The organism is Streptomyces sp. STR69 (genome assembly GCF_024519455.1).
GTDB lineage: Bacteria > Actinomycetota > Actinomycetes > Streptomycetales > Streptomycetaceae > Streptomyces.
In genome coordinates this window covers 58037-82043 of sequence record NZ_JALJRY010000039.1, presented here as the reverse complement: position 1 = coordinate 82043, position 24007 = coordinate 58037, and the positions used below count along the sequence as shown (strand labels likewise).

Sequence of the window (24007 nt, the reverse complement as noted above, 5' to 3'; positions counted from 1 at the left end):
GACCCGGGTCACATGCGTCCATGTCACAGGGGAACGGGCCGTCTCGTCTCGTGAGTGCAGTCACCGACGACGACGGCCCACGGAGGGCACCATGGACGCACGACTGAACTTCTTCGCCAGCCCGACCGCCGGCAAGGCCGCCAAGCAGTTCATGGCGGTCGGCAGGTCGCTCAAGCACTCCGAACTGCCTGTCCTGACACAGGAGTTGGTGGCGTTGCGGGTCAGCCAGATCAACGGCTGCGCCGTCTGCATCGACATGCACACCAAGGAGGCCGCAGCCGCCGACGAGACCTCGGTCCGGCTGAACCTGGTCGCGGCCTGGCGCGAGGCCACGGTCTTCACGGAGGCCGAACGGGCCGCGCTGGCACTGGCGGAGGAGGGGACCCGGGTCGCGGACGCGGCCGGCGGGGTGAGCGACGAGGTGTGGGCGCACGCGGCCAAGCACTACGACGACGAGCAGCTCACCTCACTGGTCATCCTGATCTCCTTCATGAACTCGGTGAACCGGCTGAACATCATCACCCGACAGCCCTGCGCGGGCGACTACAAGCCCGGCATCTTCGGCTGAACCCCACCCGCACCCCACCCGCACCGGCCAGGACAAGGAGATCCCCGCGTGAGCGAAACCGACCGGAAGGCCCAGGAGTTCGAGGAGCTGCGACCGCTGCTGTTCTCGATCGCCTATCGGATCCTGGGCAGTGTGGGCGAGGCCGAGGACGCGGTCCAGGAGACCTGGCTGCGCTACGACGGCTCGACGACCCGGCCCACCTCGACCAAGTCGTTCCTGTCGGCCACGGTCACGCGGATCTCCATCGACGTACTGCGTTCGGCGCGGGTACGGCGGGAGGAGTACGTCGGGCCCTGGTTCCCGGAGCCGCTGCTGAGCGACCCGTACCAGGATCCGGCACGGTCGGTGGAGCTCGCCGACTCGGTGTCGATGGCGGCGCTCCTGCTGCTGGAGCAACTCAGCCCGCTGGAGCGGGCGGTGTTCGTGCTGCGGGAGGTGTTCGCCTTCGGCTTCGACGAGATCGCCACGACCGTGGGGCGTTCGGAGTCGGCGTGCCGGCAACTGCTGGTGCGGGCCCGGCGGCACATGGCGGACAAGCGGCCGCGGTTCGCCGCGGACCGGCAGGAGCGGCAGGAGCTGGCGACCCGGTTCTTCGACGCGCTGAAGGACGGTGACGTGGGCGGGCTGCGTGAACTGCTCGCCGCCGACGTGCAGTTCGTCGGGGACGGCGGCGGAAAGGCCCCGCAGCTGGCCAAGGCCGTCATGGGCGCGGAGAACGTGGCCCGGGTGCTCGGTACGGTCTTCCCCTGGCTGATCCGGATCGATGTGTCGTTCGAGCCGCACGAGGTCAACGGCCAGCCCGGCGCGCTCTTCCGGGACCGCGACGGCAAGGTGCTCCACGCCCTGGCCCTCGACGTGCTCGACGGCCAGATCCAGACCATCCGCGCGGTGATCAACCCCGACAAGCTCACCCACCTCGGCCCGGTGGCCGACGCCTGGGCCGTCGACCGCGAGCTGAGGCACGCCAGGCGGCGGACCGACTGACAGACAGGACGGACAGGACGGACAGACAGGCGTGACGACAAGGCCGTTGCCCGCATCGGGCAACGGCCCTGTTCTGTAGGTGAGTTGCGGTTCAGGCGGCCAACTCCCTTTCGCCCAGGTCCTGTTCCGCGGTGGCCGCATCCCGCTTCCCGTCCCGCATCACCACGGCCGCCAGCACCGCCGCCGCGACCACGCCAACCGCGCTGACGGTGAAGGTCGTCGACATGGAGTGGGTGAACGCGTCCTGGGCCGTGCGGACCAGTCCCGCGTCCCCGTGCGCCGCCGCCAGCGCCCCGCCGATCGAGTGCCTGGCCTCCTCGGACGTACCGGAGGGCATCCGGTCGGCGAAGCCGCTCGACAGGAGGGACCCTAGGATCGCGATGCCCAGGGCCGTACCGGCTTGCTGGATGGTGTCGTTGAGGGCCGAGCCGACGCCCGCCTTGTCCTCGGGGATCGTGCCCATCAGCGCGCCCACCGCCGCCGGCATCGCGAGGCCCGCGCCCAGTCCGAGCAGTCCGAGCGCCACCGCCGGGACGGTGAAGCCGGTGTCGGCGGTGACCGTGGCGAGCAGGACGAAGGACGAGGCCATCACCAGCATGCCCGCCAGGATCAGGTACCGGTGGCCGTACCTGGCGGTGAACTTGGCGCCGGCCGCGTTGCCGACGAGCGCTGTGACGGCCAGCGGGACGAAGGCCAGGCCCGCCTTGACCGGCGAGTAGCCGAGCACGAACTGCAGATACTGCGTGAGGACCAGCAGCAGACCGCCGTTGCCTATCTGGACCAGGGTCAGGGAGAGCGAACCACCGCTGAAATTGCGGTGCTTGAAGAGGACCAGGGGGACCATCGGGGTCGGAGTGACGTTCTCCCAGACGATGAATCCGGCGAGGGCGACGACCGCCACGACCAGGGTGACGAGCCCTCGGCCCGCGAACGCGCCGTGCTGCGGGATCTCGATGATCCACCAGATCAGCGCCGTCATACCGACCGCCGACAGCACCGCGCCCAGCGGATCCGGCTTCTGCCACGGGCCCTTCGACTCCGGCATCAGCGTCACCCCGGCCACGAGGGCGAGCGCCACGACCGGCACGTTGAGGAAGAAGATGGAGTGCCACGAGAAGTGGTCGATCAGTACGCCGCCGAGCACCGGGCTGCCGACCAGCGCCAGCATCGACACCGAACCCCAGGCCGCCATCGCCTTCCCGCGCTCCTCCGCATCGAAGACCGTGATGAGGATCGAGAGCGTCGACGGCATGATCAGCGCCCCGCCCACCCCCATCGCCACCCGTACGGCGATCACCTCGCCGGGGTTCGTGCAGAACGTGGCCGCCAGTGAGGCCGCCCCGAAGAGGAGCAGGCCGATGAGCATCACCTTCCGGCGGCCGAAGCGGTCGCCGAGGCTTCCGGAGGTCAGCAGCAGGCCGGCGAAGACCAGGATGTAGGAGTCGAGGATCCACTGCGTGTCCTGGGCGCTCGCCCCGATGCTCTCGGTCATCGACGGCACCGCAACAGTCAGCGCCATGCTGTCGACCACCAGGACCAGCGAACTGAGGCACAGCACGACGAGGATCCACCAGCGCCGGGGGTTTCGGGTTTCCATGGGGCTTCCCTTCATGCGTACACCGTTCCTTCAATGCGCACACTGTACGCACAGAGGAACGGTGTGCGCAATCCCTGAACTCTGTACGCTGGATGCGAACGACGTACGCACGGCCCGCACGAAGGAGCCCTCCAGATGGCCGCCAGGACGAAGCCGACGACGAAGAGCACGCCGGAGCCGAACCCCATCCCCTCCGTGTGGGCCCGTGCGCGGCGCGCGCCCGATCAGCCCGCGCTCAGCCGGGACGCGATCGTCCGCGAGGCGATCACGATGCTGGACGCCGACGGCATCGAGGCGCTGAGCATGCGCAAGCTCGGCGCCCGCCTGGGCGCCGGCGCGACCTCGCTCTACCGGCATGTCGCGACCAAGGACGAGCTGATGGAGCTCGCGGTGGACGAGGTCGCCGCCGAGATCCATGTCCCGGCCGCGGACACCGCCGACTGGCGCGCCGCGGTCACCGAGGCCGCCGGCTCCTTCCGTGCGACCGCGCTACGGCACCCCTGGCTGTCCTCGGTCCTCGGGCAGGCCGGGCTCGCCTATCTCGGCCCCAACCTGATGTCCTTCTCGGAGCGGCTGGCCGCGTTGTTCACGGCCGTCGGGTTCCCCGAGCCGAGCGGCGCGATCGACGCCGTCCTGTCGTACACGATCGGCATGAGCACCACGGAGGCCGCCTGGCTCACCACGGTCGCCCGGTCCGGGGAGAGCGAGGCCGAGTTCATCGCCCGGCTGATGCCGGCCGCGCAGCAGGCCGCGGCCGGGCACACCCATCTCGCCGGTTCCTACGCCGAGTCGGCCGCCACGGCCACCGACCCGGTGGTCCTGCGCGACGGCAAGTTCACCTACGGCCTTGAGGTCGTCCTCGACGGACTGTCGCTGCGGCTGGCGCGTTAGACCCCGCCCGCCGGGTCGGCCGGCCGGCCCGGGACCGTCACCGTGCGCGCGGGCGTCTCCTCACCGCTCCCCAACGCCCACCACTCCCCCGCGAGTTGGGCGAAGTCCGGGGGGCGGGTCGGGAGGCTTCTCGAAGAAGGCGCTACGCGGAGTACGGCCGCGCCTCCCGCGCCTCCTTCAATGCCCGTCCCCACCACACCAGTTGGCCGAGCATCGCCTTCGCCGCCGCGTCCGGGGCGGCGGGGTCCCTGAGGAGGCCTCGGTCGTCGAAGGACGCGCCCGCGTTGTGGAAGGAGACGGTGTCGCGGACCGTGACGGCGTGGAGTTCGGCGAAGACCTGGCGGAGGTGTTCCACCGCGCGCAGACCACCCGCGAGGCCGCCGTAGGAGACGAGGGCGACGGGCTTGGCGCGCCACTCCGTGTAGTGCCAGTCGATCAGGTTCTTGAGGCCGGCCGGGAAGGAGTGGTTGTACTCGGGGGTGAGGACGACGAAGGCGTCGGCCGAGGACAGTTTCGGGGTGACGGCGGCGAGGGCGGTGGTCGCCTCCGGGGTCGGGGCGAGGGTCGTGGGCAGGTGGCCCGTGTCGGCGACGTCGACGACCTGGAGGGTGAGGTCGGCATGGTCGTTCACGTGGGCGAGCAGCCAGTCGGCGACGACTGGGCCGAAGCGGCCGTGGCGGTTGCTGCCGATGACGACGGTGACGGAGAGCGGAGCGGTGTCGGTGTCCATGCGGGCAGCCTGGTACCTCAACCATTCTTGAGGTCAAGTCTGATCGGGCGTCACCCGTTCACACGCTCGGCGTGCGCTCTTCGGGTACTCCTTCGGGACGGGGTCGCCGTACCCCTATGACCTGCTGAAACAGCGGTGGGACGGGCTGTCGCGACCGCTCTCTGACACCCATTCACCACACTTCTGACGTGCGCTCAGGAAGCGGGCTCGGCCCGGTGCCACTTACCTCGGAAGGGCAGCCAACCACAGCTCGGAGGAGCACCGATGCGTCGTACGGCCCGTCTGTTGACCGGTACCGCGCTCGCCGTCGCCGCCGCGGGTCTCGCGACCGCACCGGCGTACGGCGGCGAGACCGGCAGCCTGGAGGTGTTCCCGTCGAGCGCCGTGCCGGGTGGCGACGTCACGGTGAACACGGCCGCGTGCGGCGACGGCGGTACGGCGGCCGGTGACGCCAGCGCGGTGGGCGCCGGCACGTTCACGCTGGCGCCGAGCACGCACGAGGGCGATGCGATCGGGCAGTTCAAGGTGCCGCCGAGCGCGCAACCCGGGACGTACGAGATCGTCGCGAAGTGCACGGACGGCCGGCAGGTCTCCGGCGATCTGATGGTGACGCTGGCCTCGATGCGGCAGCAGGTGCAGCCGCGCGGCAGTGTGAAGACGGGGGTCGGTGGCGCCTTGGGCCCCGACCCCGTGCAGACCGCGGCCGGTGTGGCGGCTCTCGCCGTCGCCGCCGCGGGCGGTACCTGGCTCCTGCATCGCCGGGCGAGAGGCGACGGGATCTGACGGACACCCTCCGCTGTCCGTCCGCCGGTACCGCAAGCCCCTCCCCCTCCGGGTCCGACGCCCCTCGTGACCCGGAGGGGGCGCGGGGCAGGCCCTGGTCACTGGAGAGGGGTGCGTGATGCGTCGTCGTAGATTCGGCAGGACCGCAATAGGGGCCAATACCGCGATAGGGGTCGTCACCGTGGGCGCCCTGTGCACGGGCGCCTGGCTGCTCACCAGTGGCGGCGAGACGAACGCGCCGCCGCAGCCGTCCGCCGCCGAGGCCCGCCCCGACCCTGCCGCCGGGCGCGTCGCGGCCCGTGCGCTGCCGCCGTCGCCGCCGGACCGCATCCGTATCCCGGCCATCCATGTGGACGCCCCGCTGATGGGTCTCAAGCTGACGCGCAACGGGAGCCTGGACGTGCCCCCGGCCGCGAAGAAGAACCTCGCCGGCTGGTACGAGTCCGGCACCACCCCCGGCGAGACCGGCACGTCGGTCGTCGCGGGCCATGTCGACAACGCCGACGGGCCCGCCGTCTTCTACGACCTCGGCGCCCTGAAGAAGGGCAGCAGCATCGAACTGGACCGGCTGGACGGCACCGTGGCGCTGTTCACGGTGGACGCGGTCGAGGTGTATCAGGCCAGCCGCTTCCCCGATCAGAAGGTGTACGGGGCGGCGCGGCGGCCGGAGTTGCGGGTGATCACGTGCGGGGGCGGTTACTCGCGGTCGACGGGTTATCAGGGGAATGTCGTCGTGTTCGCACATCTGACGGGCAGTCGCTAGCTCCCAAGTCCGGTTAGGGGACGCCGAGTTCGAAGAGGGCGTAGCCCGCGTACGAGCCCGAGGCCAGGGCCGCGATCCCGAGCAGGGTGAACTGGTGGGCGAGGCTGAGGCGGCGCAGTGCGGCGGCGAGCGGGAGGAAGAGGGGGAAGAGCGGGAGCAGATAGCGGGAGACGTTGCTGAATATCTGCTGGCTGCCCAGGACGAGCGCGACGGTGAGGACCGTGTAGACGACGAGTACGGCAGGCGGGCGCAGCCGGATCAGCAGCGGGAGCAGGGCGAAGCCGAGCAGGACCACACAGGTGCCGATCAGGTCCGCGAAGGGCCAGGCGAAGAGGTAGGTGGTCTTGCCGACCGGGATGGACGTGAGGACGTCGAGGGTCTGGCGGCCGTAGTCCCACTCGTGGGCCCAGGCACCGGACTGGAGCTTGAAGTAGCCGCCGTAGTCGCCCATTCGGTGGCCCACCCAGCCGAGATAGGCGATCAGGCCGAGTGGTGCCATGGCCATCGCGGCCAGTGGGCGGAGGGTGCCGTCGCGGCGGTCGCGGAGTGCGAGCAGGGCCGCTACGGCGACCGCGGCGACCAGTGCCGCCGCCGTGGGGCGGTTGAGTCCGGCGGCGCAGGTGAGGAGGCCGGCGGTGAGCCAGCGGCGGGTGAGGACGGCGTGGCAGGCCCAGGCGGCCAGGGCGACGAACAGGGAGTCGGAGTAGACCGCCCACTCCACACCGGAACCCGGCCACACGGCCCAGAGTCCGGCAGCGGCCAGCCCGGCGCGGCGGTCCAGGAGGTGCGCGGCGACGGCGTAGATCCCCAGGGCGGCGGCGAAGGAGGCGAGCACGGAGACCAGCAGGCCGGCGCCGTAGGAACCGAGACCGGTGAGTTCGGAGGTCAGCCGGATCAGCGCCGGGTACAGCGGGAAGAAGGCCGCCGAGTTGCCTTCGAGGGTGATCATGCCGGTGGCGCCGGGGATCCGGACCAGCTCGGGGTGGTAGCCGTGGACGGCGATCTGCTGGTACCACCAGCCGTCCCAGGTGGCCAGTACGTCCCACGCGTGGGCGCCGCCGCCGAAGCGCGGGTTCTTGGTGCGGTAGTTCCCGGCGGAGTCCAGCAGCCACATGAAGGAGGCGAAGCCGATGAGTTTCAGGGCGCCGTAGAAGGCCAGTGCGGGGGTGTACTCCCTGACGGCCCCGCGCAGCCGTCGCCACTCGCCGTGGGTGGGAGCGGGCCGCTCCGAGAGTCTCGCGTTCCAGTCGCTCGCCGGGGTGATGGTCTCGTTCATGCGCGGAACACCCACGCCCGCAGGAGGAGGAACCGCAGCACGGTCGCGGTCAGGTTGGCGGCCAGGAGTACGGCGAGATCGGTGGCGTGGCCGGCCGAGGGTGCCGCGTGGTGCAGGGCCGCGAGGGATCCGCTGGTGAGCGCCAGGCCGATCAGGAAGACCACGAGTCCCTTGCCGTGGTGGCGCAGCGCGCCGCCGCGTCCGCGGTGTCCGAAGGTGAGGCGTCTGTTCGCGGCCGTGTTGGCGAGGGCGCAGAGCAGGAGCGCGAGAGCGTTGGCGGCCTGGGCGCCGAGTGCCGGGCTCAGCGCCGCGTACAGCAGGAGGTGTCCTACGGTGCTCATCGCGCCGATGGCGGCGAAGCGCGCGAGTTGGGCGGCGGGTCCGGCCGGGGGCCGTGCGATGTGGGCGAGTCGGGCGGCCGGTCCGGCGTGTGCGCGCGTGAGCTGGTCAGCTTGTCCGGGCTGAGCGGGAGTGAGTCGGGGAGCCTGTCCGGGCTGATCCTGCGTGAGCTGCACGCCCGGTCCGGGCTGCGCGCGCGTGAGCCGGGCGGCCGGTTCGGTCGGCGCGTCGGCGTCGGCGTCGTCCGCGTCGAATCGCAGCGCGGCCGGTGACAGGGTGCCGCGGGCCAGTGCTCCGCCGATGCGGGCGATTCCGCGCAGATCGGCCAGCGCGGTGGCGAGGACGTCGACCCGGCTGTCCGGATCGTCGACCCAGTCGACCGGCACCTCGTGGATGCGCAGTCCGGCCCGCTCGGCGATCACCAGCAGTTCGGTGTCGAAGAACCATCCGGTGTCCTCGACGAGGGGCAGCAGCACTTCGGCGACATCACGTCGTACCGCCTTGAATCCGCACTGTGCGTCGGAGAAGCCGACGGCGAGGGTGGAGCGGAGCAGGGCGTTGTAGCAGCGGGAGGTGACCTCGCGTTTGGGGCCGCGCACGACCCGGGAGGCGGGGGCGAGGCGGGTGCCGATGGCTATGTCGGAGTGGCCGGAGATCAGCGGGGCGACCAGGGGCAGCAGCGCGGCCAGTTCGGTGGAGAGGTCGACGTCCACGTAGGCGAGCACCGGCGCGGGCGACTGCGACCAGGCGGCGCGCAGTGCCCGGCCCCGGCCCTTCTCGGGCAGCCGTAGCCACTCCGTTCCGGGCAGTTCGGCGGCCAGGCGGGCGGCGATCCGCGGGGTGCGGTCCGTGCTGGCGTTGTCGGCGACGGTGATCCGGAACGGGTACGGGAACGCCTCGGACAGGTGGGCGTGGAGGCGCCGTACGTTCGGCTCCAGATCCGACTCCTCGTTGAACACCGGGACGACGACGTCCAGGACGGGGCCGGGGTGATGGGTCGGCACCGGTGTGCGTCGCGGTAGCCGGTTGATCACGTCCGCCGGCCTGAGCGACTCGTCATTCATCATGGTTTGCCCTTTCTGTGCACTGGTTCGGGGCATGCCGAAGGCACCAGTGGCGGGGGTGAGTTCAGGAACCGGAGCCGGGCGAGACGGTGAGTTCCGTGGTGATGGACGACGGTTCGTCCTGGCTCCGGCCGTGCGCGGTGGCCGTGTCCGAGGGAGTCGAGGAGGTGGCGGGCTGTGTCGTAACTCCCGCGTTCTCCCCGGTAGTTGCCGTGGCCGTGGCCGAACTCCCGGTCGTGGCGGGCGCCGTGGGAGTGTTCGAAGGCGTGCCGCCGGGGTTGGCCAGGGATGTCGTGGCGGACGAGGTGGGCGGAGCGGTCGGGGTCTCCCCCGGTGTGGGGGCCGAGCCGGTGGACGTCGGGCTCGTCGCGGGCCCCGGGTGGGGCTCGGCGGGCTGGACCCGGGTCGGACCGGCGGGCATCAGGAGCAGCCCGATGCCGACGCCGACGACGGCCAGGGCGCAGCCGACGGTCCTGCGCACCACCCTGGTCCGGCGACGGGCACGTACTCCTTCATGGAGACGTTCGCGGTGTCGCGGCGCGAAGGAGGCGGGCTCGTGTGCGTCGTGCATCATCCGCGCCAACTGCCGTTCGAATGGCTCCATTTGATCCATGGGGTCCTCCTTCACCGTGTCGGCTCGATGGCGTCGGTCAGGATCTGTCGCAGCCGCGCCACGCCACGGGAGGCGTGGGAGCGCGCGGTGCCCACCGGGCATCCGAGCGCCTCCGCCACCTGGCCCTCGGGCAGGTCCTGGTAGTAGCGCAGCACCACGGCGGCGCGCTGGCTCGGCGACAACTGGGCCAGCGCGGCCTCCAGCCGGGACCGCTCCGCCACGTCGGCGGACACGTCCCCGGCCATCACCCCCTCGGGCAGCCGCTCGACGGGGCGTTCACCCCACCAGCGCCGCCGGCCCGAGCGCGCCGCCGCACGGACCATCACCTTGCGGACGTATGCCTCCGGCGCGTCCTGGGAGACCTTCGGCCAGACGAACCAGAGCTTGACCAAGGACTCCTGCGCCAGATCCTCGGCCCGATGCCGGTCACCGCCGACGAGCAGACGCGCGAGATGGAGGAGTACCGACCAGCGGGCCGCCACGAACTCCTCGAACTCACCCGCCTGACCCTGCTCGATGCGCACTGTCTCTGCTCCCACTGGTTGCCTACACCGTGTAAAAGGCGGTGGGCGCCCCTCCGCGATGCACCCGCACCGCGTGATCTGGATCACTGGGTGTGCCCGGAGCCGGGGCCGCGGCGCCGCCACGCACCCCGCGTGCTCGACCACGACATCGCGCCGAGTGGGCTTGTTCTTGGCCGGGCCGAGCCTCAGCGGCCGTTCTCCAGATACCGGAGCACCGCCAGCACCCGTCGGTTCCCCGTGTCCGACGGTGGGAGGTCGAGCTTGGTGAAGATGTTGGCGACGTGTTTCTCGACCGCGCGCTCGGAGACGGTGAACGCGGTGGCGATCGCGTGGTTGGTGCGGCCCTCCGCCATCAGGGCGAGGACCTCGCGTTCGCGCGGGGTGAGGGTGTCGAGGGCGGTGGACCGGCGTGCGGCGCCGAAGAGTTGGGCGACGACCTCGGGGTCGAGCGCGGTGCCGCCGGCCGCGACGCGTTCCAGCGCGCCGACGAACTCGCCGATGTCCACGACCCGTTCCTTGAGGAGGTACCCGAACCCGGCCGGGTTGCCGAGGAGTTGGGACGCGTGGGTCGTCTCGACGTACTGCGAGAACAGCAGCACGCCCGTCGCGGGGTGCCGCTCCCGCAGCCGTACGGCCGCCCGTACGCCCTCGTCGGTCTGGGTGGGCGGGAGGCGGATGTCCACGACCGCGACGTCCGGGGCGTGGGTCGCCACCGCGGTCAGCAGGGACTCCGCGTCGCCGACCGCCGCGGCCACCTCCACGTCCCGCAGCTGGAGCAGCTGGACCAGGCCGTCGCGCAGGAGGGCCGAGTCCTCGGCGATGACGACGCGCATACGGCACAGCTCCGTTCACGTGTGGGGCAGTTCGACCGTGACCACCGTAGGGCCTCCGCGCGGGCTGTCGCAGGTCAGTGCGCCGTCGACGGTACGGACCCGGGCCAGCAGGCCGGTGAGTCCTGACCCGGCGCCGACCACCGCGCCGCCCCGTCCGTCGTCGGTGACGCGCAGCCGCAGGACTCCGTCGCGGGCGGTGACGTCGACGGCGGCGGCCGTGGCCCGGGCGTGTTTCGTCGCGTTGGCGAGGAGTTCGGCGGCGCAGAAGTAGGCGATGGTCTCGACGGCCGGGGTGGGGCGGGTGCCGATGTCGGTGGTGAGGGTGACGGGGAGCGCGCTGTCGGCGGCGAGGGTGGTGAGCGCGGCGTGCAGGCCTTCGTCGAGTACGGGCGGATGGATGCCCTTGACCAGGTGGCGCAGGTCGGTGATGGCCTGGGTCGCGCTGCCCCGGGCGGTGTCGACGACGGCGAGGACGCGGTCGGGCGCGGCCTCGGCGGTGACCAGTTCGCGGATCATGGTGAGCTGCATGGCGAGGGAGACCAGCCGGGCCTGGGTGCCGTCGTGCAGATCGCGTTCGATACGGCGGAGGGTGGCGGCGGCGTCGTCGACGGCCCGGGCGCGGGTCTCCTCCAGGGTGCGGATACGGCGGGTCGCGGCGTCGGGGCCGAGCAGCACGGTCAGCAGGGCGCGCTGCGGGCCGAGGGCGTAGTGGAGGAGTACGGGGGCGAGGGCCAGCAACAGCAGTCCGGCCACGAACGGGATCAACCACCGTGGCCAGGAGTCGAGTTGGAAGCCGAACAACTCCAGTGACACATGGTGCACGGAGCCGTCGGTGCCGCTGTGCACCGTGTTGTAGTTCCAGCGCTTGAGCAGCGGGTGCAGGGTGAGCAGGACGCCGTAGACATATCCGACGACGACAGCGGCGTACGCGAAGACGGCCGTGAACGGTGTCAGCAGCGCGCAGCCGACGGCCCGCCAGCCCGCCCGGTCCAGCAGGACGCCCCGCCAGCCCGCCCGGTCCAGCAGGACGCCCCGCCGCCGGCCGAGGAGCCCGGTCCCGCCGGGTGCGCCCGGCGGTTCGATCTCCAGTCCGAGCAGCCGCCGCGCGAGCCCCCGCTGCAGTGCGCCGAGGGCCAGCGCGCCCCGCACGCTGGCGGCCAGCAGCCACAGCCCCAGTGTGGTCACCGACAGCGCCCCGCCCAACGCCAGCCCGACGAGGGTGAGGAGGAAGCCGGCCAGGGCGAGCGGGAGGGCGATCACGCCGTAGAGGACGGCGGCCAGGGCGCGACGGCCGAAGGTGGCGACGGCGAGCGTGCGGAGGCGGGAGCGGAGGCTCGGCATGGGATCAACCTAGGAGAGGAGCGACCTGGCGACACGTACCTGTACGGCGGTGAGGCCCCGCACCAGCCACGGCGTCAGCAGCAGGAAGCCGATGCCGCCCAGGATCGCGTGGAAGGCCCAGGCCCCGGCGAAGGTCGGGCCGCCCCACGCGCCGGAGTAGTCGGAGCCGGCGCGCAGCGGCCAGCCGAGGTTCATGGGGACGATCACCCAGCCGTAGACCGTGATGAACGTGGTGAGGAGGTTGAGAGGGGTGGCGAGGAGGGCGTGGCGCAGGCCGCCGCCCCGTGCGGTGCCCGGGATCTCCGTACCCAGGAAGCGGCGGACCAGCCCCCGCTGCCAGCGGGCCGTGGGGGCGCCGAGCAGGGAGAGCGGGACGCACGCCAGGCCCACGGGGAGCGCGAGTACGGCGTAGGCGGTGCGGCGCCAGGTCGCGGCGGTGAAGGGCTCGCGGGCGATCCGCCACATCCACATCGCCCCGTTGTCGTGGACCCGTGCCTGCGCCTCTGTCTGTACCTGCCGGACACCGTTCATGGGACTTCCTCCTGGCCGTGGCCTGCGGTGAACTGCCGAAAACTGATATCTCCAGCGTTCCGCCGCCGCCCGCCGTACACGATGGTGCCTGCACGGAAGTGCGGGGTTCGGTTAACCGAACCGGCCCGGACCAGCCCGTCCTCACACTCCGCCCCCGGCGCGCACCCGGAACCCTCACACCCCCCGCGCGCTCCCGCTGAGGGCAGCGTTCCTCACGGGAAACAGATGTGATGCGGTCGGGTAACACCGAAGTCGCAGGCTCCTGGACATGACCTCGAATCCGCGTGTGGTGCCCACCATCGTGCTCGTCGGCCACGGCATGGTCGGTCAGCGCTTCCTCGAAGCGCTCGCCGAGCGCGGCCTGACCGCCACGCACCGTGTGGTCGTGCTGTGCGAGGAGCCGCGCCCGGCCTACGACCGTGTCCAGCTCACCTCGTACTTCTCGGGCCGCACACCCGAGGAACTGTCGCTCACGGACGCGGAGTTCATCAAGGACCACGGCATCGAGCTGTACGTCGGCGACCCGGCGGAGACGATCGACCGGGCGGCGAAGACGGTAACGGCCCGCTCCGGGCTGACCGTTGACTACGACAGCCTCGTCCTCGCCACCGGCTCGTACCCGTTCGTGCCGCCGGTGCCGGGCAAGGACTCCGACGGCTGTTTCGTCTACCGCACGATCGAGGACCTGCTCGCGATCGAGGCGTACGCGAAGTCGCGGGCCACGACGGGTGCGGTGGTCGGCGGCGGGCTGCTCGGTCTGGAGGCCGCCGGTGCGCTCAAGGGGCTCGGACTGGCCACGCACATCGTGGAGTTCGCGCCCCGGCTGATGCCGGTGCAGGTCGACGAGGGCGGCGGCGCGGCCCTGCTGCGCACCATCGAGGACATGGGTCTCACGGTCCACACGGGCACCGGCACGCAGGAGATCCTGGCCGGCGCGGACGGCGCCGTCACCGGCATGAAGCTGTCGGACGGTTCCGAACTCGCCACGGACATGGTGGTGTTCAGCGCCGGTGTCCGCCCCCGCGACCAACTCGCCCGGGAATCGGGGCTGTCGGTCGGCGAGCGCGGCGGTATCACGGTCGACGAGCAGTGCCGTACGGTCACCGACCCGCACGTGTTCGCGATCGGCGAGTGCGCGCTGGCGGCGGACGGTCGGGTGTACGGCCTGGTGGCGCCCGGATACGAGCAGGCGGAGACGGTCGCGGCGACCATCGCGCAGGACGAATCGGCGTTCACCGGCGCCGACCTGTCCACCAAGCTGAAGCTGCTCGGCGTGGACGTGGCGTCCTTCGGCGACGCGCACGGCGCCACCGCGGGCTGCCTCGACGTCGTCTACTCCGACGCACGGGCGGGGACGTACAAGAAGCTGGTGATCGGCCGGGGCGGCGAGCTGCTGGGCGGCATCCTGGTCGGCGACGCGGAGGCCTACGGCACGCTGCGCGCGTTCACCGGGTCCGTACCGCCCGTCTCCCCCGAGCAGTTGGTGCTGCCGGCCGGTTCCGGAGGCGCCGTCCAGCTCGGCCCCTCGGCGCTGCCCGACGAGGCGGTCGTCTGCTCCTGTCACAACGTCACCAAGGGCGCGATCCGCGGCGCGGTCACCGAGCACTCCTGCACGAGCGTGCCGGAGGTGAAGAAGTGCACCAAGGCCGGTACCGGCTGCGGGAGTTGCGTCAAGGTGCTCGGCCAGCTGGTCACCGCCGAGCTGGAGGCGAGCGGCGTCGAGGTCGACAAGGGGCTGTGCGGCTGCTTCGCGCAGACCCGCGAGGAGCTGTACGAGATCACCCTCGCGCTGCGCATCAACTCCTACCAGGACCTGCTGGACCGCTACGGCCGTGAGGGTGCCCGGGGCGGCGACGGCTGCGAGATCTGCAAGCCGACGGTCGCCTCGATCATCGCGTCCCTCGCCCCGACGATCGGCGCGAGCGGCTACGTCCTGGACGGCGAGCAGGCGGCGTTGCAGGACAGCAACGACCACTTCCTCGCCAACCTCCAGAAGAACGGCTCCTATTCGATCGTGCCGCGTATCCCCGGCGGTGAGATCACCCCCGAGAAGCTCATCGTGATCGGCGAGGTGGCCCGGGACTTCGGCCTCTACACGAAGATCACCGGCGGCCAGCGCATCGACCTCTTCGGCGCGCGGGTGGAGCAACTCCCGCTGATCTGGGCGCGGTTGGTGGACGCCGGCTTCGAGTCGGGCCACGCGTACGGAAAGGCACTCCGAACCGTCAAGTCCTGTGTGGGACAGACCTGGTGCCGCTACGGCGTCCAGGACTCGGTCCGGATGGCGATCGACCTGGAGCTGCGCTACCGGGGACTGCGCTCCCCGCACAAGCTCAAGTCGGCGGTCTCCGGCTGCGCCCGCGAGTGCGCCGAGGCCCAGTCGAAGGACTTCGGGATCATCGCCACCGCCAACGGCTGGAACCTGTACGTCGGCGGCAACGGCGGCGCCACCCCACGCCACGCGGACCTGCTGGCCCAGGACCTGTCCGACGCCGAACTGGTGCGCCTGATCGACCGGTTCCTGATGTTCTACATCCGTACGGCCGACCGGCTCGAGCGCACGAGCGTGTGGCTGGAGCGGATCCCGGGCGGCCTGGACCATGTCCGGGACGTGGTGGTGGAGGACTCGCTCGGCATCTGCGAGGAGCTGGAGTCGCTGATGGCCGCGCATGTCGCCGGGTACCGCGACGAGTGGGCCGAGACCATCAACGACCCCGAGAAGCTGAACCGGTTCGTGTCCTTCGTGAACGCGCCGGACACCCCGGACCCGGTCGTCGGCTTCGTCCCCGAGCGCGACCAGATCAAGCCCGACCTGCCGCTGCTGACCATCGGCATGCGGCCCCAGCAGACCGCAGACGTCCTGGAAGGAAGCGCCCAGCGATGACCCTGGCTCCCGAGACGACCGACCTGAAGGTCCAACTCCAGCTCGCCGAGGGCTGGTTCACGGTCTGCGACCTCAACCGGCTCACCCCCGGCCGCGGAGTGGCTGCCCTGCTGCCCGACGGCCGCCAGGTAGCCCTGTTCCGCGACCGCACCGGCACCCTCTACGGCATCGACAACCGCGACCCCTTCAGCGGCGCGGCCGTCCTCTCCCGCGGCCTGACCGGCACCCACCAGGGCCGCCCGTTCGTCGCCTCGCCGCTGCTCAAGCAGCGCTTCGACCTGGTCTCCGGGGAGTGCCTGGACGACGCGTCGGTACGGGTGGAGACGTACGAGGTGCGCAGCGCGTAACAGCGGTCACTTGACTGACCGTTCCAGAAAAACCTAGGCTGCCGAGCATGGCCAGGACCAAGGAGTTCGACCCCGAGGCCGCGCTGCGGGCAGCCCTGGAGCTGTTCTGGCGGCACGGCTACGAGGCGACGTCGATGTCCGATCTCGTCGAGCACCTCGGCATCGGGCGGGCCAGCATCTACGCGACCTTCGGCAGCAAGCACGAGCTGTACATGCGGGCACTGGAGAGCTACGACCGGGCCGGACTCACGCCGATGGTGCGGGAGTTGTCCCAGCCGGGCCCCGCCCTGCCGCCCGTACGCGCGGTCGTACGACGCTACGCGGCGGAGGCGGCGAACGAGCAACTGCGGGCGCTGGGCTGCCTGGTGACCAACACGGCGGCCGAACTCGCCCCGCACGACACGGCCGCGACCCGCCTCGTCGAGCGCAACTGGGACCAGTTGGAGGCCGTACTGCACTCGGCGTTGGCGCGGGCCCAGGCACAGGGCGAGTTGCCCGCCGACCGCGATCCGCTCACCCTCGCGCGCCTGCTGCTGGTGCTGATGCAGGGGCTGCGGGTGGTCGGCCGGGCGTCCGGGGACCCGGCGCGGGTGCGGGACGCGGCGGAGCAGGCGTTGGCGCTGCTGGAGTGACCGCGCACTCCCGGCACCCTCCGGGGTGCCTTTTTTCATGGACTCATACTGAACCGATCGGTCAAGAAAGAGGCCCGTTCATGAGCAGTCACTCCCACAGTCGATTCAGCAGCCGCTTCTCCGGCAGGACCGCCCTCGTCACCGGGGCCGGGTCCGGGATAGGACGCGCCATCGCCCTCGCGTTCGCCGCCGAGGGGGCGAATGTCGTCGTCGCCGGGCGCCGCCGCGAACCGCTCGACGAGACCGTCACCCTGATCGAGACCGGGGGCGGGAAGGCCCTCGCCATGAGCGCCGATGTGTCGCAGGCCGCCGACGCCGACGCGCTGGTGCGGGCGGCCGTCGACCGGTACGGCTCGCTCGACGTGGCCGTCAACAACGCGGGCGTCTTCCGGGGCGGGCGACCCCTCGCCGACCTCACCGAGGAGGACTGGCGCACCCAGCTCGACATCAACGTGACCGGTGTGTTCCTGGCCCTGCGTGCCGAGATCGCGCAGATGCGGGCTCAGCCGTCCGGCGGTGCGATCGTCAATGTGGCGTCCACCTTCGGCGTGCACACGAGCAGCCCCGGAGCCGCCGCCTACGCCGCGTCCAAGGCCGCGGTCGCCGCGCTCAGCAGGGGTGCCGCCGTGGACCACATCCGCGAGGGCGTCCGTATCAACGTGGTCAGCCCCGGCGCCACCGACACCCCCATGTCCCTGCGCCCCGGCGAGACGGAGGCGGACCGCGCCGAACGCGTACGGGCCGCGCTCCCCCTCGGCCGCATCTCCACCACGGCCGAAATCGCCGCCGCGGTCCTCTACTTGGCCTCGGACGACGCCGCGTCGGTGGTGGGCACGGACCTGGTGGTGGACAGCGGAGCGACGGCCTGAACACCCGCCCCTACGGCTTGAGTTGGTCGTACGTGACCCCCGTCAGCTCCTCCGAGGCCGCCCAAAGGCGTTGCCCCATCGCATCGTTGAGGGTCCATGGGGCACGCCACGAGCGGGCCGGCGCCCCACGCCACATCGCGAGTCGCGGACCGTAGAAGGAATCGGGGGGTACGCCGGGCGCGGTCGCCGCGTAGAGGGAGGGCAGCGCGCCGGCCTCCGCGGACTGGGCGAAGACCCGGTTGCCGAGTTCCATGGCCCGTTCCGCACCCCTGCGCCCCTCCGCCTGCGGCCCGGCGGTCTGAAGGTTGGTGGCGGCGTACCCAGGGTGGGAGGCCGCCGCAACCGCCCCCGAACCGGCCGCCGCGAGCCGCCGCCCCAGTTCGTGCGTGAAGAGCAGATTGGCGGTCTTGGAGCGGGAGTAGGCGGTCCAACGACCGTACCGGCGCTCGCTGTTGAGGTCGTCGATGTCGATGTTGGCAAGCGTGTGCATGAAGCTGGACACCGTGACGATCCGGGCGTCCGGCGCGTCGAGCAGCGCGGGCAGCAGCAGCCCGGTGAGCGCGAAGTGCCCGAGGTGGTTGACCCCGAACTGCGTCTCGAACCCGTCCACCGTCGTGCCGTACGGCATCGCCATGACCCCGGCGTTGTTGACGAGCAGATCGAGCCGCTCGTACGGAAACGTGGCCGCGAACTCCCGTACGGAGCCCAGGTCCCCGAGGTCCAGCCGTCCGAACTGCGCCTCGGCGCCCGGCACTTCGGCGACGATCCGGTCGGCGGCCTCGCTCCCCCGCACCTCGCTCCGACAGGCGAGCACCACCCGGGCACCCTTGCGGGCCAGCTCCCGCGCGGTGACGTAGCCGATCCCGCTGTTGGCCCCGGTGACGACGGCGACCCGGCCGCGCTGATCGGGGATCGCCTTCTCGTTCCAGCCGGACATGATCGGGCTCCCTCCGTCGACGCGTGAATCCCGGCGCACGAAGAGCGTACGAGAGCCGGACCGGCCCCGCTCCCCCACACCGAGTGACACGACGATCACAGACCATCACAGGTTGGTCACTCCCCCTTCACCCGCCCCGTCCCGGCGTTACGTTCCAGGCCACATCAGACACAGGGGGACGAGATGACTCATCCGTACGCGATGCCACCCGTACCACCGACGCCCCAGCCGGACCGGCCCGCACCCCGCTGGGCCCGCAAGCGGTATGTGCTCCCGGCCCTCGCGCTGGCCTTCCTCATAGGCCTCGGTGCCGGCGGCTCCGGCCACGACACGAAGAAGAACACGACGGCAGACGCGAAGCCGGCAGCGGCGAAGCCACAGCCGACGATGACAGTCACCGCGACCGCGACGGAGACTGCGGCTCCGTCGCCCGCGCCCACGGTGACCGCGACGAAGACCGTCAAGGTCACCAAGACGGTGACGGCCGCCGCGGCAGCGGGCAGCGGCTCCGACGACACCGGCTCCGATTCCGGCGGAGGCGGCAGCACCTACTACGCGAACTGCACCGCGGCCCGCGCCGCAGGCGTCACCCCCCTCTACCGCGGCGACCCCGGCTACGACTCCCACCTAGACCGGGACGGGGACGGGGTCGCCTGCGAGTGACGGCGGAGGGCAGTGGAACGGGTCCAGGCAGGCGGCCACCCGCTCTACGCCGCGCGATGATCGTTGACGTGCGCAAGGCGGACCCGCCAGGATCCGCCTCATGGTGCAACTGAGCGCGTAGGCCACCCATGGCGGTCGGATATTCCTGTTGTTCTGGGGTCTGGGCGCGCTGACCATGGGGGCGGTGTTCGCCTCGAAAAAGGGGTCCGACTGGATTCGCGCGTTCATCGTGTCCGGGCTGGAGGAGCGGCCCGTGTATCAGGCCCGCGCCAAGCGCTTCGGTGGCGTACGGCTGATATCCGCGGTGATGGCCGGGCCGGGCCTGATCGTGTTCGTGACGGCGGTTGTCCGGCTGGCACAGGGCTAGTTGCACGTGGTGTCCCCGGCTCGGCGCCGTCCGCAGACACGGTCTTCCGAAGAAGCTGCAGGTGTCCGTAAGGCGTCTCGTTCAGGGTGCCGGCCGCCTGATCAGCGACACGGCACCACGAGTTCAACCTCAAGCAGAAGAGTTCGAGAGGCCGATGGAGAAGCAGCCGACCGAAGTCCGTGCGGCCCGAGGGGCCCCTCAGGCGGCCATCAGCGCCGCCAGGGCCCGGTCCATCGCGGCGTTGAACTCTTCCGGCGTCAGCGGCAGACGGGACTTGATGTCCCGACTCCACTGGTCGGCGAGGACCTCGGCGGAGCCCGCCTCGACACCGTCGAGCGCCGCGTCGGCCAGGTCCGACGGCGCGATCTTGGCCACGGGCCAGCCCGCCGCCATGTCGGTGTCGGCCAGGCCGAGGTGTACCGCTGTGACGAGCGTGCCCTGCTCGGCGAGCTCCAGGCGGACGCCGTTGGTCATGGCCCAGGCGGCGGCCTTGGTCAGGTGGTAGGCATTGGCGCCCTGGCCCCCGAACCACGACATGGCGGAGAGGACGTTGACGATCGCGCCCCCGCCGTTCCTGGCGAGCGCCGGCGCGAACTCCCGGATCATTCCCAGGTGGCCGAACATGTTGGTCTCCAGCTCGTGCCGCACCGCGTCCAGCGAACCGGTCACCAGGTTGGTCCCCGTCTGGATCCCCGCGTTGTTGATGAGCAGCGAGACGTCCGGGGCGGCCTCGGCGGCGGCCCTCACGGATACGGGATCGGCGATGTCGAGGGGCAGCACCTCGACCCCGGGCAGGTCCACGGTCTCCGGTCGGCGGGCCGTCGCGTAGACCTTGCGGGCGCCCCGGTCGAGCAGGCGCTGGGCGAAGGCGCGGCCCAGGCCACGGTTGGCTCCGGTGACAAGGGCGACGGAGTTGTTGATGTCCATGGCCGGTACGCTAAAACCTGACGCTAGCGTCAGAGGCAAGTGCTGGTCGTCGGAGCCAGGGGTGAGAGGAATCACCATGACTGTCACAGTGGCCGCGGCCGAGCGGTCGATCCGCATCGGCGAGGTGGCACGAGGTGCCGGCGTCTCGGTGCGCGCCGTGCGCTACTACGAGCAGCAAGGGCTGCTCATCGCGGAACGCAGCCCGTCCGGCCAGCGCCTGTACCGGCAGGACGCCATCCCCCTGGTCCGCTTCTTCCAGCAGATGTTCGCCGCCGGCCTCACCAGCCGGAGGATCATCGAACTCCTGCCGTGCTTCGACTCCGGGCACACCGACGCCGAGCAACGGGCCATGCTGCGAGTCGAGCGCGAGCGCATCCAGGCCAAGATCGACGACCTGCAGACCGCCCTGGACCACCTCGACAAGGTCATCGCGATCACGGACACGCACCCGTAGGCCCGGTCGGCCAGACGTCTCTTCAGCGATCTGCCCCCGCTGTCCTGGTTCGGGGCGGCCGTCAGGGTCGGGCAGCCGGAGGGCACAACGGCCTCGCGCGGGCTCAACGGCAACCAACCCCGGGAGGGGCGGCACCCCCGCACAGGGTGCCGCCCCTCTTTCGTGATCCGGAACCGCCGCCCATCGGTGAGGGTCGGGGACGGGTGACGGCTCCGGCGTTCAGTGGTCGTACGCCCTACCGGTGGTCGCTGCCCTGCGCCGCGCAGGCCGCCCGTCCCGCCTCCAGCCGCGCCACCGGGATCCGGAACGGTGAGCAGGAGACGTAGTCCAGTCCGACCTCGTGGAAGAAGTGGACCGACTCCGGGTCGCCGCCGTGTTCGCCGCAGACGCCGAGTTTCAGGTCGGGGCGGGTTTCGCGGCCCGCCTTTGCCGCGAGCTTCACCAGGGAGCCCACGCCGTCCCTGTCGATCGTCTCGAAGGGGCTGACTCCGAAGATGCCCTTCTCCAAGTACGCCGTGAAGAACGAGGCTTCTACGTCGTCGCGGCTGAAGCCCCACACGGTCTGCGTGAGGTCGTTCGTGCCGAACGAGAAGAACTCCGCCGCCTCCGCGATCTGGCCCGCCGTCAGTGCCGCACGCGGGAGTTCGATCATCGTGCCGATCGAGAGCTTCAGGGACGTGCCCGTTGCCGCCTCCACCTCCGCGATGACCTGGTCGGCCTCCTCGCGGACGATCTCCAGTTCCTGGACCGTGCCGACGAGCGGGATCATGATCTCGGCGCGCGGGTCGCCCTTCGCCGCCTTGCGTTCGGCGGCGGCCTCGGCGATCGCCCTCACCTGCATCGTGAACAGGCCCGGGATCACCAGGCCCAGGCGCACGCCCCGCAGGCCCAGCATCGGGTTCTGCTCGTGCAGGCGGTGGACCGCCTGGAGGAGTCGCAGGTCGTTCTCGTGGGACTCCTGGCGGGACTCCGCGAGCGCGACGCGGACCGACAACTCCGTGATGTCCGGGAGGAATTCGTGCAGCGGCGGGTCCAACAGGCGGACCGTCACCGGGAGTCCGTCCATCGCCTTGAACAGCTCGACGAAGTCCGCCTTCTGGAGCGGGAGAAGTGCCTTGAGGGACTCCTCGCGTTCGGTGTCCGTGTCGGCCAGGATCAGGCGTTCAACCAACTCGCGGCGGTCACCGAGGAACATGTGCTCCGTACGGCAGAGGCCGATGCCCTGGGCGCCGAAGCGGCGGGCGCGCAGCGCGTCCTCGGCGTTGTCGGCGTTGGCCCGCACCCTCAACCGGCGTACGCGGTCCGCGTATCCGATGATCCGGTGGACCGCCTCGACCAGCTCGTCGGCGTCGTCCGCACCCGCGTGCATCCGGCCCTCGAAGTACTCCACGACCGGGGACGGGACGACCGGGACCTCGCCGAGGTACACCTTGCCGCTGGACCCGTCGATGGAGATGACGTCGCCCTCCTCGACCACGTGGCCACCCGGCACCGTCATCCGGCGCCGCTTCGTGTCGACCTCAAGCTCTTCCGCGCCGCACACACACGTCTTGCCCATGCCCCGCGCCACGACGGCCGCATGGGACGTCTTGCCACCCCTGCTGGTGAGGATGCCCTCCGCCGCGATCATGCCGTCGAGGTCGTCCGGGTTGGTCTCGCGGCGGACCAGGATGACCTTCTCGCCCGAACGCGACCACTTCACCGCCGTGTACGAGTCGAAGACCGCCTTGCCGACCGCGGCGCCCGGCGAGGCCGCGATGCCCCGGCCGACCTGCTGGACCTTCGCCTCGTCGTCGAAGCGCGGGAACATCAGCTGCGCCAACTGGGCGCCGGTGACCCGCTGGAGGGCCTCCGCCTCGTCGATGAGCCCCTGGTCCACCAGCTGCGTGGCGATCCGGAAGGCGGCACCGGCCGTCCGCTTCCCCACCCGCGTCTGGAGCATCCACAACTGCCCGCGCTCGATGGTGAATTCGATGTCGCAGAGATCCTTGTAGTGGTTCTCCAGGGTCTTCATGATCTGCATGAGCTGGTCGTACGACGCCTTGTCGATCTGCTCAAGTTCCGCGAGGGGGACCGTGTTCCGGATGCCGGCCACGACGTCCTCGCCCTGCGCGTTCTGCAAGTAGTCGCCGTAGACGCCCTGGTGGCCGCTGGCCGGGTCGCGGGTGAAGGCGACGCCGGTGCCGGAGTCGGGGCCGAGGTTGCCGAAGACCATCGAGCAGACGTTGACCGCCGTGCCTAGGTCGTGCGGGATGCGTTCCTGGCGGCGGTAGAGCTTGGCGCGGTCGGTGTTCCAGGAGTCGAAGACCGCGTGGATGGCGAGGTCCATCTGTTCGCGCGGGTCCTGCGGGAAGTCGCGTCCTGCCTCGGTCTTGACGATCCGCTTGAAGCGGGTGACCAGCTTCTTCAGGTCGGCCGCGTCCAGCTCGGTGTCGACCGTGACCTTCTTGGTCTCCTTGGCCTTGTCGAGGGCCTCCTCGAAGAGGTCGCCGTCGACGCCGAGGACGGTCTTGCCGAACATCTGGATCAGGCGGCGGTACGAGTCCCACGCGAAGCGCTCGTCGCCGGCCTGCTTCGCCAGGCCCTGCACGGACTTGTCGGAGAGGCCGATGTTCAGGACGGTGTCCATCATGCCGGGCATGGAGAACTTCGCCCCGGAACGGACCGATACGAGGAGGGGGTTGTCGGCCTGCCCCAGCTTCTTGTCCATCGTCGACTCAAGCGCGTCGAGGTGTGCACTCACCTCGTCACGCAGTGCCGCCGGCTCCTCGCCACTGTCGAGGTAGGTCTTGCACGCCTCGGTGGTGATGGTGAAGCCGGGGGGCACGGGAAGGCCCAGGTTCGTCATCTCGGCGAGGTTGGCACCCTTGCCGCCGAGAAGGTCCTTGAGGTCCTTGTTTCCCTCGGTGAAGTCGTAGACGAACTTCGCTACGTGGGGTTCTTTGTTTTCCGACACGGGTCTCGACTCCTCGGGACGCGGGTGGCTGCCCTGACGGCCAGGAACATACCCAGATCGAAGGCGCCTGGGTACGTCCACTTGCATGTCATGCGTCCGTAACCAGTCGTCCGCCAGCGGATCGAAAGTCAAAG

At 70.9% G+C, this 24007-nt stretch carries 24 protein-coding genes; 12 read left to right on the top strand and 12 right to left on the bottom strand.

All coding sequences use genetic code 11. From position 1 onward, the window contains the following. The first annotated feature begins 91 nt into the window (after positions 1-91). Together OC490_RS44040 and OC490_RS44035 are read left to right on the top strand one after the other, a co-directional pair. On the top strand, positions 92-568 hold the full coding sequence (locus OC490_RS44040) for a carboxymuconolactone decarboxylase family protein (protein ID WP_262063686.1): 477 nt from the start codon (positions 92-94) through the stop codon (positions 566-568). A 48-nt stretch (positions 569-616) separates the two neighbouring features. Continuing rightward, positions 617-1552: an RNA polymerase sigma-70 factor gene (locus OC490_RS44035; protein WP_262063685.1), complete on the top strand. Its 936-nt coding sequence runs from the start codon at positions 617-619 to the stop codon at positions 1550-1552. Positions 1553-1643: 91 nt separating this feature from the next. Here OC490_RS44035 and OC490_RS44030 read toward each other — a convergent pair whose 3' ends face one another. After that, entirely contained in the window at positions 1644-3149 is a 1506-nt protein-coding gene (locus OC490_RS44030) for an MFS transporter (RefSeq protein WP_262063684.1), read from the bottom strand. 135 nt (positions 3150-3284) lie between these two features. On the opposite strand from OC490_RS44030, the gene OC490_RS44025 reads away from it, so the two are divergent. After that, on the top strand, positions 3285-4040 hold the full coding sequence (locus tag OC490_RS44025) for a TetR/AcrR family transcriptional regulator (protein ID WP_262063683.1): 756 nt from the start codon (positions 3285-3287) through the stop codon (positions 4038-4040). 142 nt (positions 4041-4182) lie between these two features. Here the strand turns inward: OC490_RS44025 and OC490_RS44020 are convergent, their stop codons facing one another. Beyond that, complete coding sequence (locus OC490_RS44020) at positions 4183-4770, bottom strand: NADPH-dependent FMN reductase (protein WP_262063682.1); 588 nt, start codon at positions 4768-4770, stop codon at positions 4183-4185. A 264-nt stretch (positions 4771-5034) separates the two neighbouring features. On the opposite strand from OC490_RS44020, the gene OC490_RS44015 reads away from it, so the two are divergent. Both OC490_RS44015 and OC490_RS44010 read left to right on the top strand, forming a co-directional pair. Next, on the top strand, positions 5035-5553 hold the full coding sequence (locus OC490_RS44015) for a hypothetical protein (protein WP_262063681.1): 519 nt from the start codon (positions 5035-5037) through the stop codon (positions 5551-5553). Between the two features lie 118 nt (positions 5554-5671). Next, positions 5672-6316: a class F sortase gene (locus OC490_RS44010; RefSeq protein WP_262063680.1), complete on the top strand. Its 645-nt coding sequence runs from the start codon at positions 5672-5674 to the stop codon at positions 6314-6316. A 13-nt stretch (positions 6317-6329) separates the two neighbouring features. Here the strand turns inward: OC490_RS44010 and OC490_RS44005 are convergent, their stop codons facing one another. The 7 genes from OC490_RS44005 to OC490_RS43975 all read right to left on the bottom strand — a co-directional run bounded on the left by OC490_RS44005 (position 6330) and on the right by OC490_RS43975 (position 12837). Next, entirely contained in the window at positions 6330-7592 is a 1263-nt protein-coding gene (locus tag OC490_RS44005) for a glycosyltransferase family 39 protein (protein WP_262063679.1), read from the bottom strand. Next, entirely contained in the window at positions 7589-8998 is a 1410-nt protein-coding gene (locus OC490_RS44000) for a glycosyltransferase (protein WP_410099254.1), read from the bottom strand. Before OC490_RS44000 ends, OC490_RS44005 begins: the two co-directional genes overlap by 4 nt. A gap of 61 nt (positions 8999-9059) precedes the next feature. Continuing rightward, positions 9060-9608 (bottom strand): hypothetical protein, encoded by a 549-nt coding sequence (locus OC490_RS43995; RefSeq protein ID WP_262063678.1) that lies wholly within the window; start codon positions 9606-9608, stop codon positions 9060-9062. Between the two features lie 11 nt (positions 9609-9619). Next, positions 9620-10126: a SigE family RNA polymerase sigma factor gene (locus OC490_RS43990; protein ID WP_262063701.1), complete on the bottom strand. Its 507-nt coding sequence runs from the start codon at positions 10124-10126 to the stop codon at positions 9620-9622. A gap of 191 nt (positions 10127-10317) precedes the next feature. Continuing rightward, the gene (locus tag OC490_RS43985; RefSeq protein ID WP_262063677.1) at positions 10318-10965 is read right to left on the bottom strand and encodes a LuxR C-terminal-related transcriptional regulator; all 648 of its coding nucleotides are present in this window, start codon (positions 10963-10965) and stop codon (positions 10318-10320) included. Positions 10966-10980: 15 nt separating this feature from the next. Next, complete coding sequence (locus tag OC490_RS43980) at positions 10981-12306, bottom strand: sensor histidine kinase (RefSeq protein WP_262063676.1); 1326 nt, start codon at positions 12304-12306, stop codon at positions 10981-10983. A gap of 9 nt (positions 12307-12315) precedes the next feature. Then, entirely contained in the window at positions 12316-12837 is a 522-nt protein-coding gene (locus OC490_RS43975; RefSeq protein WP_262063675.1) for a hypothetical protein, read from the bottom strand. 268 nt (positions 12838-13105) lie between these two features. On the opposite strand from OC490_RS43975, the gene nirB reads away from it, so the two are divergent. The 4 genes from nirB (at position 13106) to OC490_RS43955 (ending at position 17569) form a co-directional block, all read left to right on the top strand. Further along, positions 13106-15721, top strand: a complete 2616-nt coding sequence (nirB, locus tag OC490_RS43970; protein WP_262063674.1) for a nitrite reductase large subunit NirB — start codon at positions 13106-13108, stop codon at positions 15719-15721. Then, positions 15718-16068 (top strand): nitrite reductase small subunit NirD, encoded by a 351-nt coding sequence (gene nirD, locus OC490_RS43965; protein WP_262063673.1) that lies wholly within the window; start codon positions 15718-15720, stop codon positions 16066-16068. Before nirB ends, nirD begins: the two co-directional genes overlap by 4 nt. Positions 16069-16115: 47 nt before the next feature. Next, positions 16116-16700, top strand: coding sequence for a TetR/AcrR family transcriptional regulator (locus OC490_RS43960; RefSeq protein WP_262063672.1), 585 nt, complete (start codon positions 16116-16118; stop codon positions 16698-16700). An 80-nt stretch (positions 16701-16780) separates the two neighbouring features. Beyond that, a complete protein-coding gene (locus OC490_RS43955) occupies positions 16781-17569 on the top strand; it encodes an SDR family NAD(P)-dependent oxidoreductase (protein WP_262063671.1) in 789 nt (262 codons plus the stop codon). 10 nt (positions 17570-17579) lie between these two features. Here OC490_RS43955 and OC490_RS43950 read toward each other — a convergent pair whose 3' ends face one another. Beyond that, positions 17580-18506: an oxidoreductase gene (locus OC490_RS43950; protein WP_262063670.1), complete on the bottom strand. Its 927-nt coding sequence runs from the start codon at positions 18504-18506 to the stop codon at positions 17580-17582. Between the two features lie 183 nt (positions 18507-18689). Here OC490_RS43950 and OC490_RS43945 point away from each other — a divergent pair, with 183 nt between their 5' ends. Both OC490_RS43945 and OC490_RS43940 read left to right on the top strand, forming a co-directional pair. Beyond that, entirely contained in the window at positions 18690-19169 is a 480-nt protein-coding gene (locus OC490_RS43945; protein ID WP_262063669.1) for an excalibur calcium-binding domain-containing protein, read from the top strand. A gap of 184 nt (positions 19170-19353) precedes the next feature. Further along, the gene (locus tag OC490_RS43940; protein ID WP_262063668.1) at positions 19354-19536 is read left to right on the top strand and encodes a hypothetical protein; all 183 of its coding nucleotides are present in this window, start codon (positions 19354-19356) and stop codon (positions 19534-19536) included. Between the two features lie 198 nt (positions 19537-19734). On the opposite strand, the gene OC490_RS43935 is transcribed toward OC490_RS43940, so the two are convergent. After that, a complete protein-coding gene (locus OC490_RS43935; RefSeq protein WP_262063667.1) occupies positions 19735-20463 on the bottom strand; it encodes an SDR family oxidoreductase in 729 nt (242 codons plus the stop codon). 76 nt (positions 20464-20539) lie between these two features. On the opposite strand from OC490_RS43935, the gene OC490_RS43930 reads away from it, so the two are divergent. After that, entirely contained in the window at positions 20540-20917 is a 378-nt protein-coding gene (locus OC490_RS43930; protein ID WP_262063666.1) for a MerR family DNA-binding transcriptional regulator, read from the top strand. A 235-nt stretch (positions 20918-21152) separates the two neighbouring features. Here the strand turns inward: OC490_RS43930 and ppdK are convergent, their stop codons facing one another. Continuing rightward, positions 21153-23873 (bottom strand): pyruvate, phosphate dikinase, encoded by a 2721-nt coding sequence (gene ppdK, locus OC490_RS43925; RefSeq protein WP_262063665.1) that lies wholly within the window; start codon positions 23871-23873, stop codon positions 21153-21155. Positions 23874-24007: the final 134 nt, after the last annotated feature.

What these genes read in the sequence shown, in the direction of transcription:
- nirB (WP_262063674.1), top strand. Translation starts at nt 13,106, where the DNA reads ATGACCTCGAATCCGCGTGTGGTGCCCACCATCGTGCTCGTCGGCCAC.
- OC490_RS43975 (WP_262063675.1), bottom strand. Translation starts at nt 12,837, where the DNA reads ATGAACGGTGTCCGGCAGGTACAGACAGAGGCGCAGGCACGGGTCCAC.
- OC490_RS43930 (WP_262063666.1), top strand. Translation starts at nt 20,540, where the DNA reads ATGACTGTCACAGTGGCCGCGGCCGAGCGGTCGATCCGCATCGGCGAG.
- OC490_RS43980 (WP_262063676.1), bottom strand. Translation starts at nt 12,306, where the DNA reads ATGCCGAGCCTCCGCTCCCGCCTCCGCACGCTCGCCGTCGCCACCTTC.
- OC490_RS43950 (WP_262063670.1), bottom strand. Translation starts at nt 18,506, where the DNA reads ATGTCCGGCTGGAACGAGAAGGCGATCCCCGATCAGCGCGGCCGGGTC.
- OC490_RS44030 (WP_262063684.1), bottom strand. Translation starts at nt 3,149, where the DNA reads ATGGAAACCCGAAACCCCCGGCGCTGGTGGATCCTCGTCGTGCTGTGC.
- nirD (WP_262063673.1), top strand. Translation starts at nt 15,718, where the DNA reads ATGACCCTGGCTCCCGAGACGACCGACCTGAAGGTCCAACTCCAGCTC.
- OC490_RS44025 (WP_262063683.1), top strand. Translation starts at nt 3,285, where the DNA reads ATGGCCGCCAGGACGAAGCCGACGACGAAGAGCACGCCGGAGCCGAAC.
- OC490_RS44010 (WP_262063680.1), top strand. Translation starts at nt 5,672, where the DNA reads ATGCGTCGTCGTAGATTCGGCAGGACCGCAATAGGGGCCAATACCGCG.
- OC490_RS44040 (WP_262063686.1), top strand. Translation starts at nt 92, where the DNA reads ATGGACGCACGACTGAACTTCTTCGCCAGCCCGACCGCCGGCAAGGCC.
- OC490_RS43955 (WP_262063671.1), top strand. Translation starts at nt 16,781, where the DNA reads ATGAGCAGTCACTCCCACAGTCGATTCAGCAGCCGCTTCTCCGGCAGG.
- OC490_RS44020 (WP_262063682.1), bottom strand. Translation starts at nt 4,770, where the DNA reads ATGGACACCGACACCGCTCCGCTCTCCGTCACCGTCGTCATCGGCAGC.
- OC490_RS44000 (WP_410099254.1), bottom strand. Translation starts at nt 8,998, where the DNA reads ATGATGAATGACGAGTCGCTCAGGCCGGCGGACGTGATCAACCGGCTA.
- OC490_RS43995 (WP_262063678.1), bottom strand. Translation starts at nt 9,608, where the DNA reads ATGGATCAAATGGAGCCATTCGAACGGCAGTTGGCGCGGATGATGCAC.
- OC490_RS44005 (WP_262063679.1), bottom strand. Translation starts at nt 7,592, where the DNA reads ATGAACGAGACCATCACCCCGGCGAGCGACTGGAACGCGAGACTCTCG.
- OC490_RS43935 (WP_262063667.1), bottom strand. Translation starts at nt 20,463, where the DNA reads ATGGACATCAACAACTCCGTCGCCCTTGTCACCGGAGCCAACCGTGGC.
- OC490_RS44015 (WP_262063681.1), top strand. Translation starts at nt 5,035, where the DNA reads ATGCGTCGTACGGCCCGTCTGTTGACCGGTACCGCGCTCGCCGTCGCC.
- OC490_RS43945 (WP_262063669.1), top strand. Translation starts at nt 18,690, where the DNA reads ATGACTCATCCGTACGCGATGCCACCCGTACCACCGACGCCCCAGCCG.
- OC490_RS43985 (WP_262063677.1), bottom strand. Translation starts at nt 10,965, where the DNA reads ATGCGCGTCGTCATCGCCGAGGACTCGGCCCTCCTGCGCGACGGCCTG.
- OC490_RS43960 (WP_262063672.1), top strand. Translation starts at nt 16,116, where the DNA reads ATGGCCAGGACCAAGGAGTTCGACCCCGAGGCCGCGCTGCGGGCAGCC.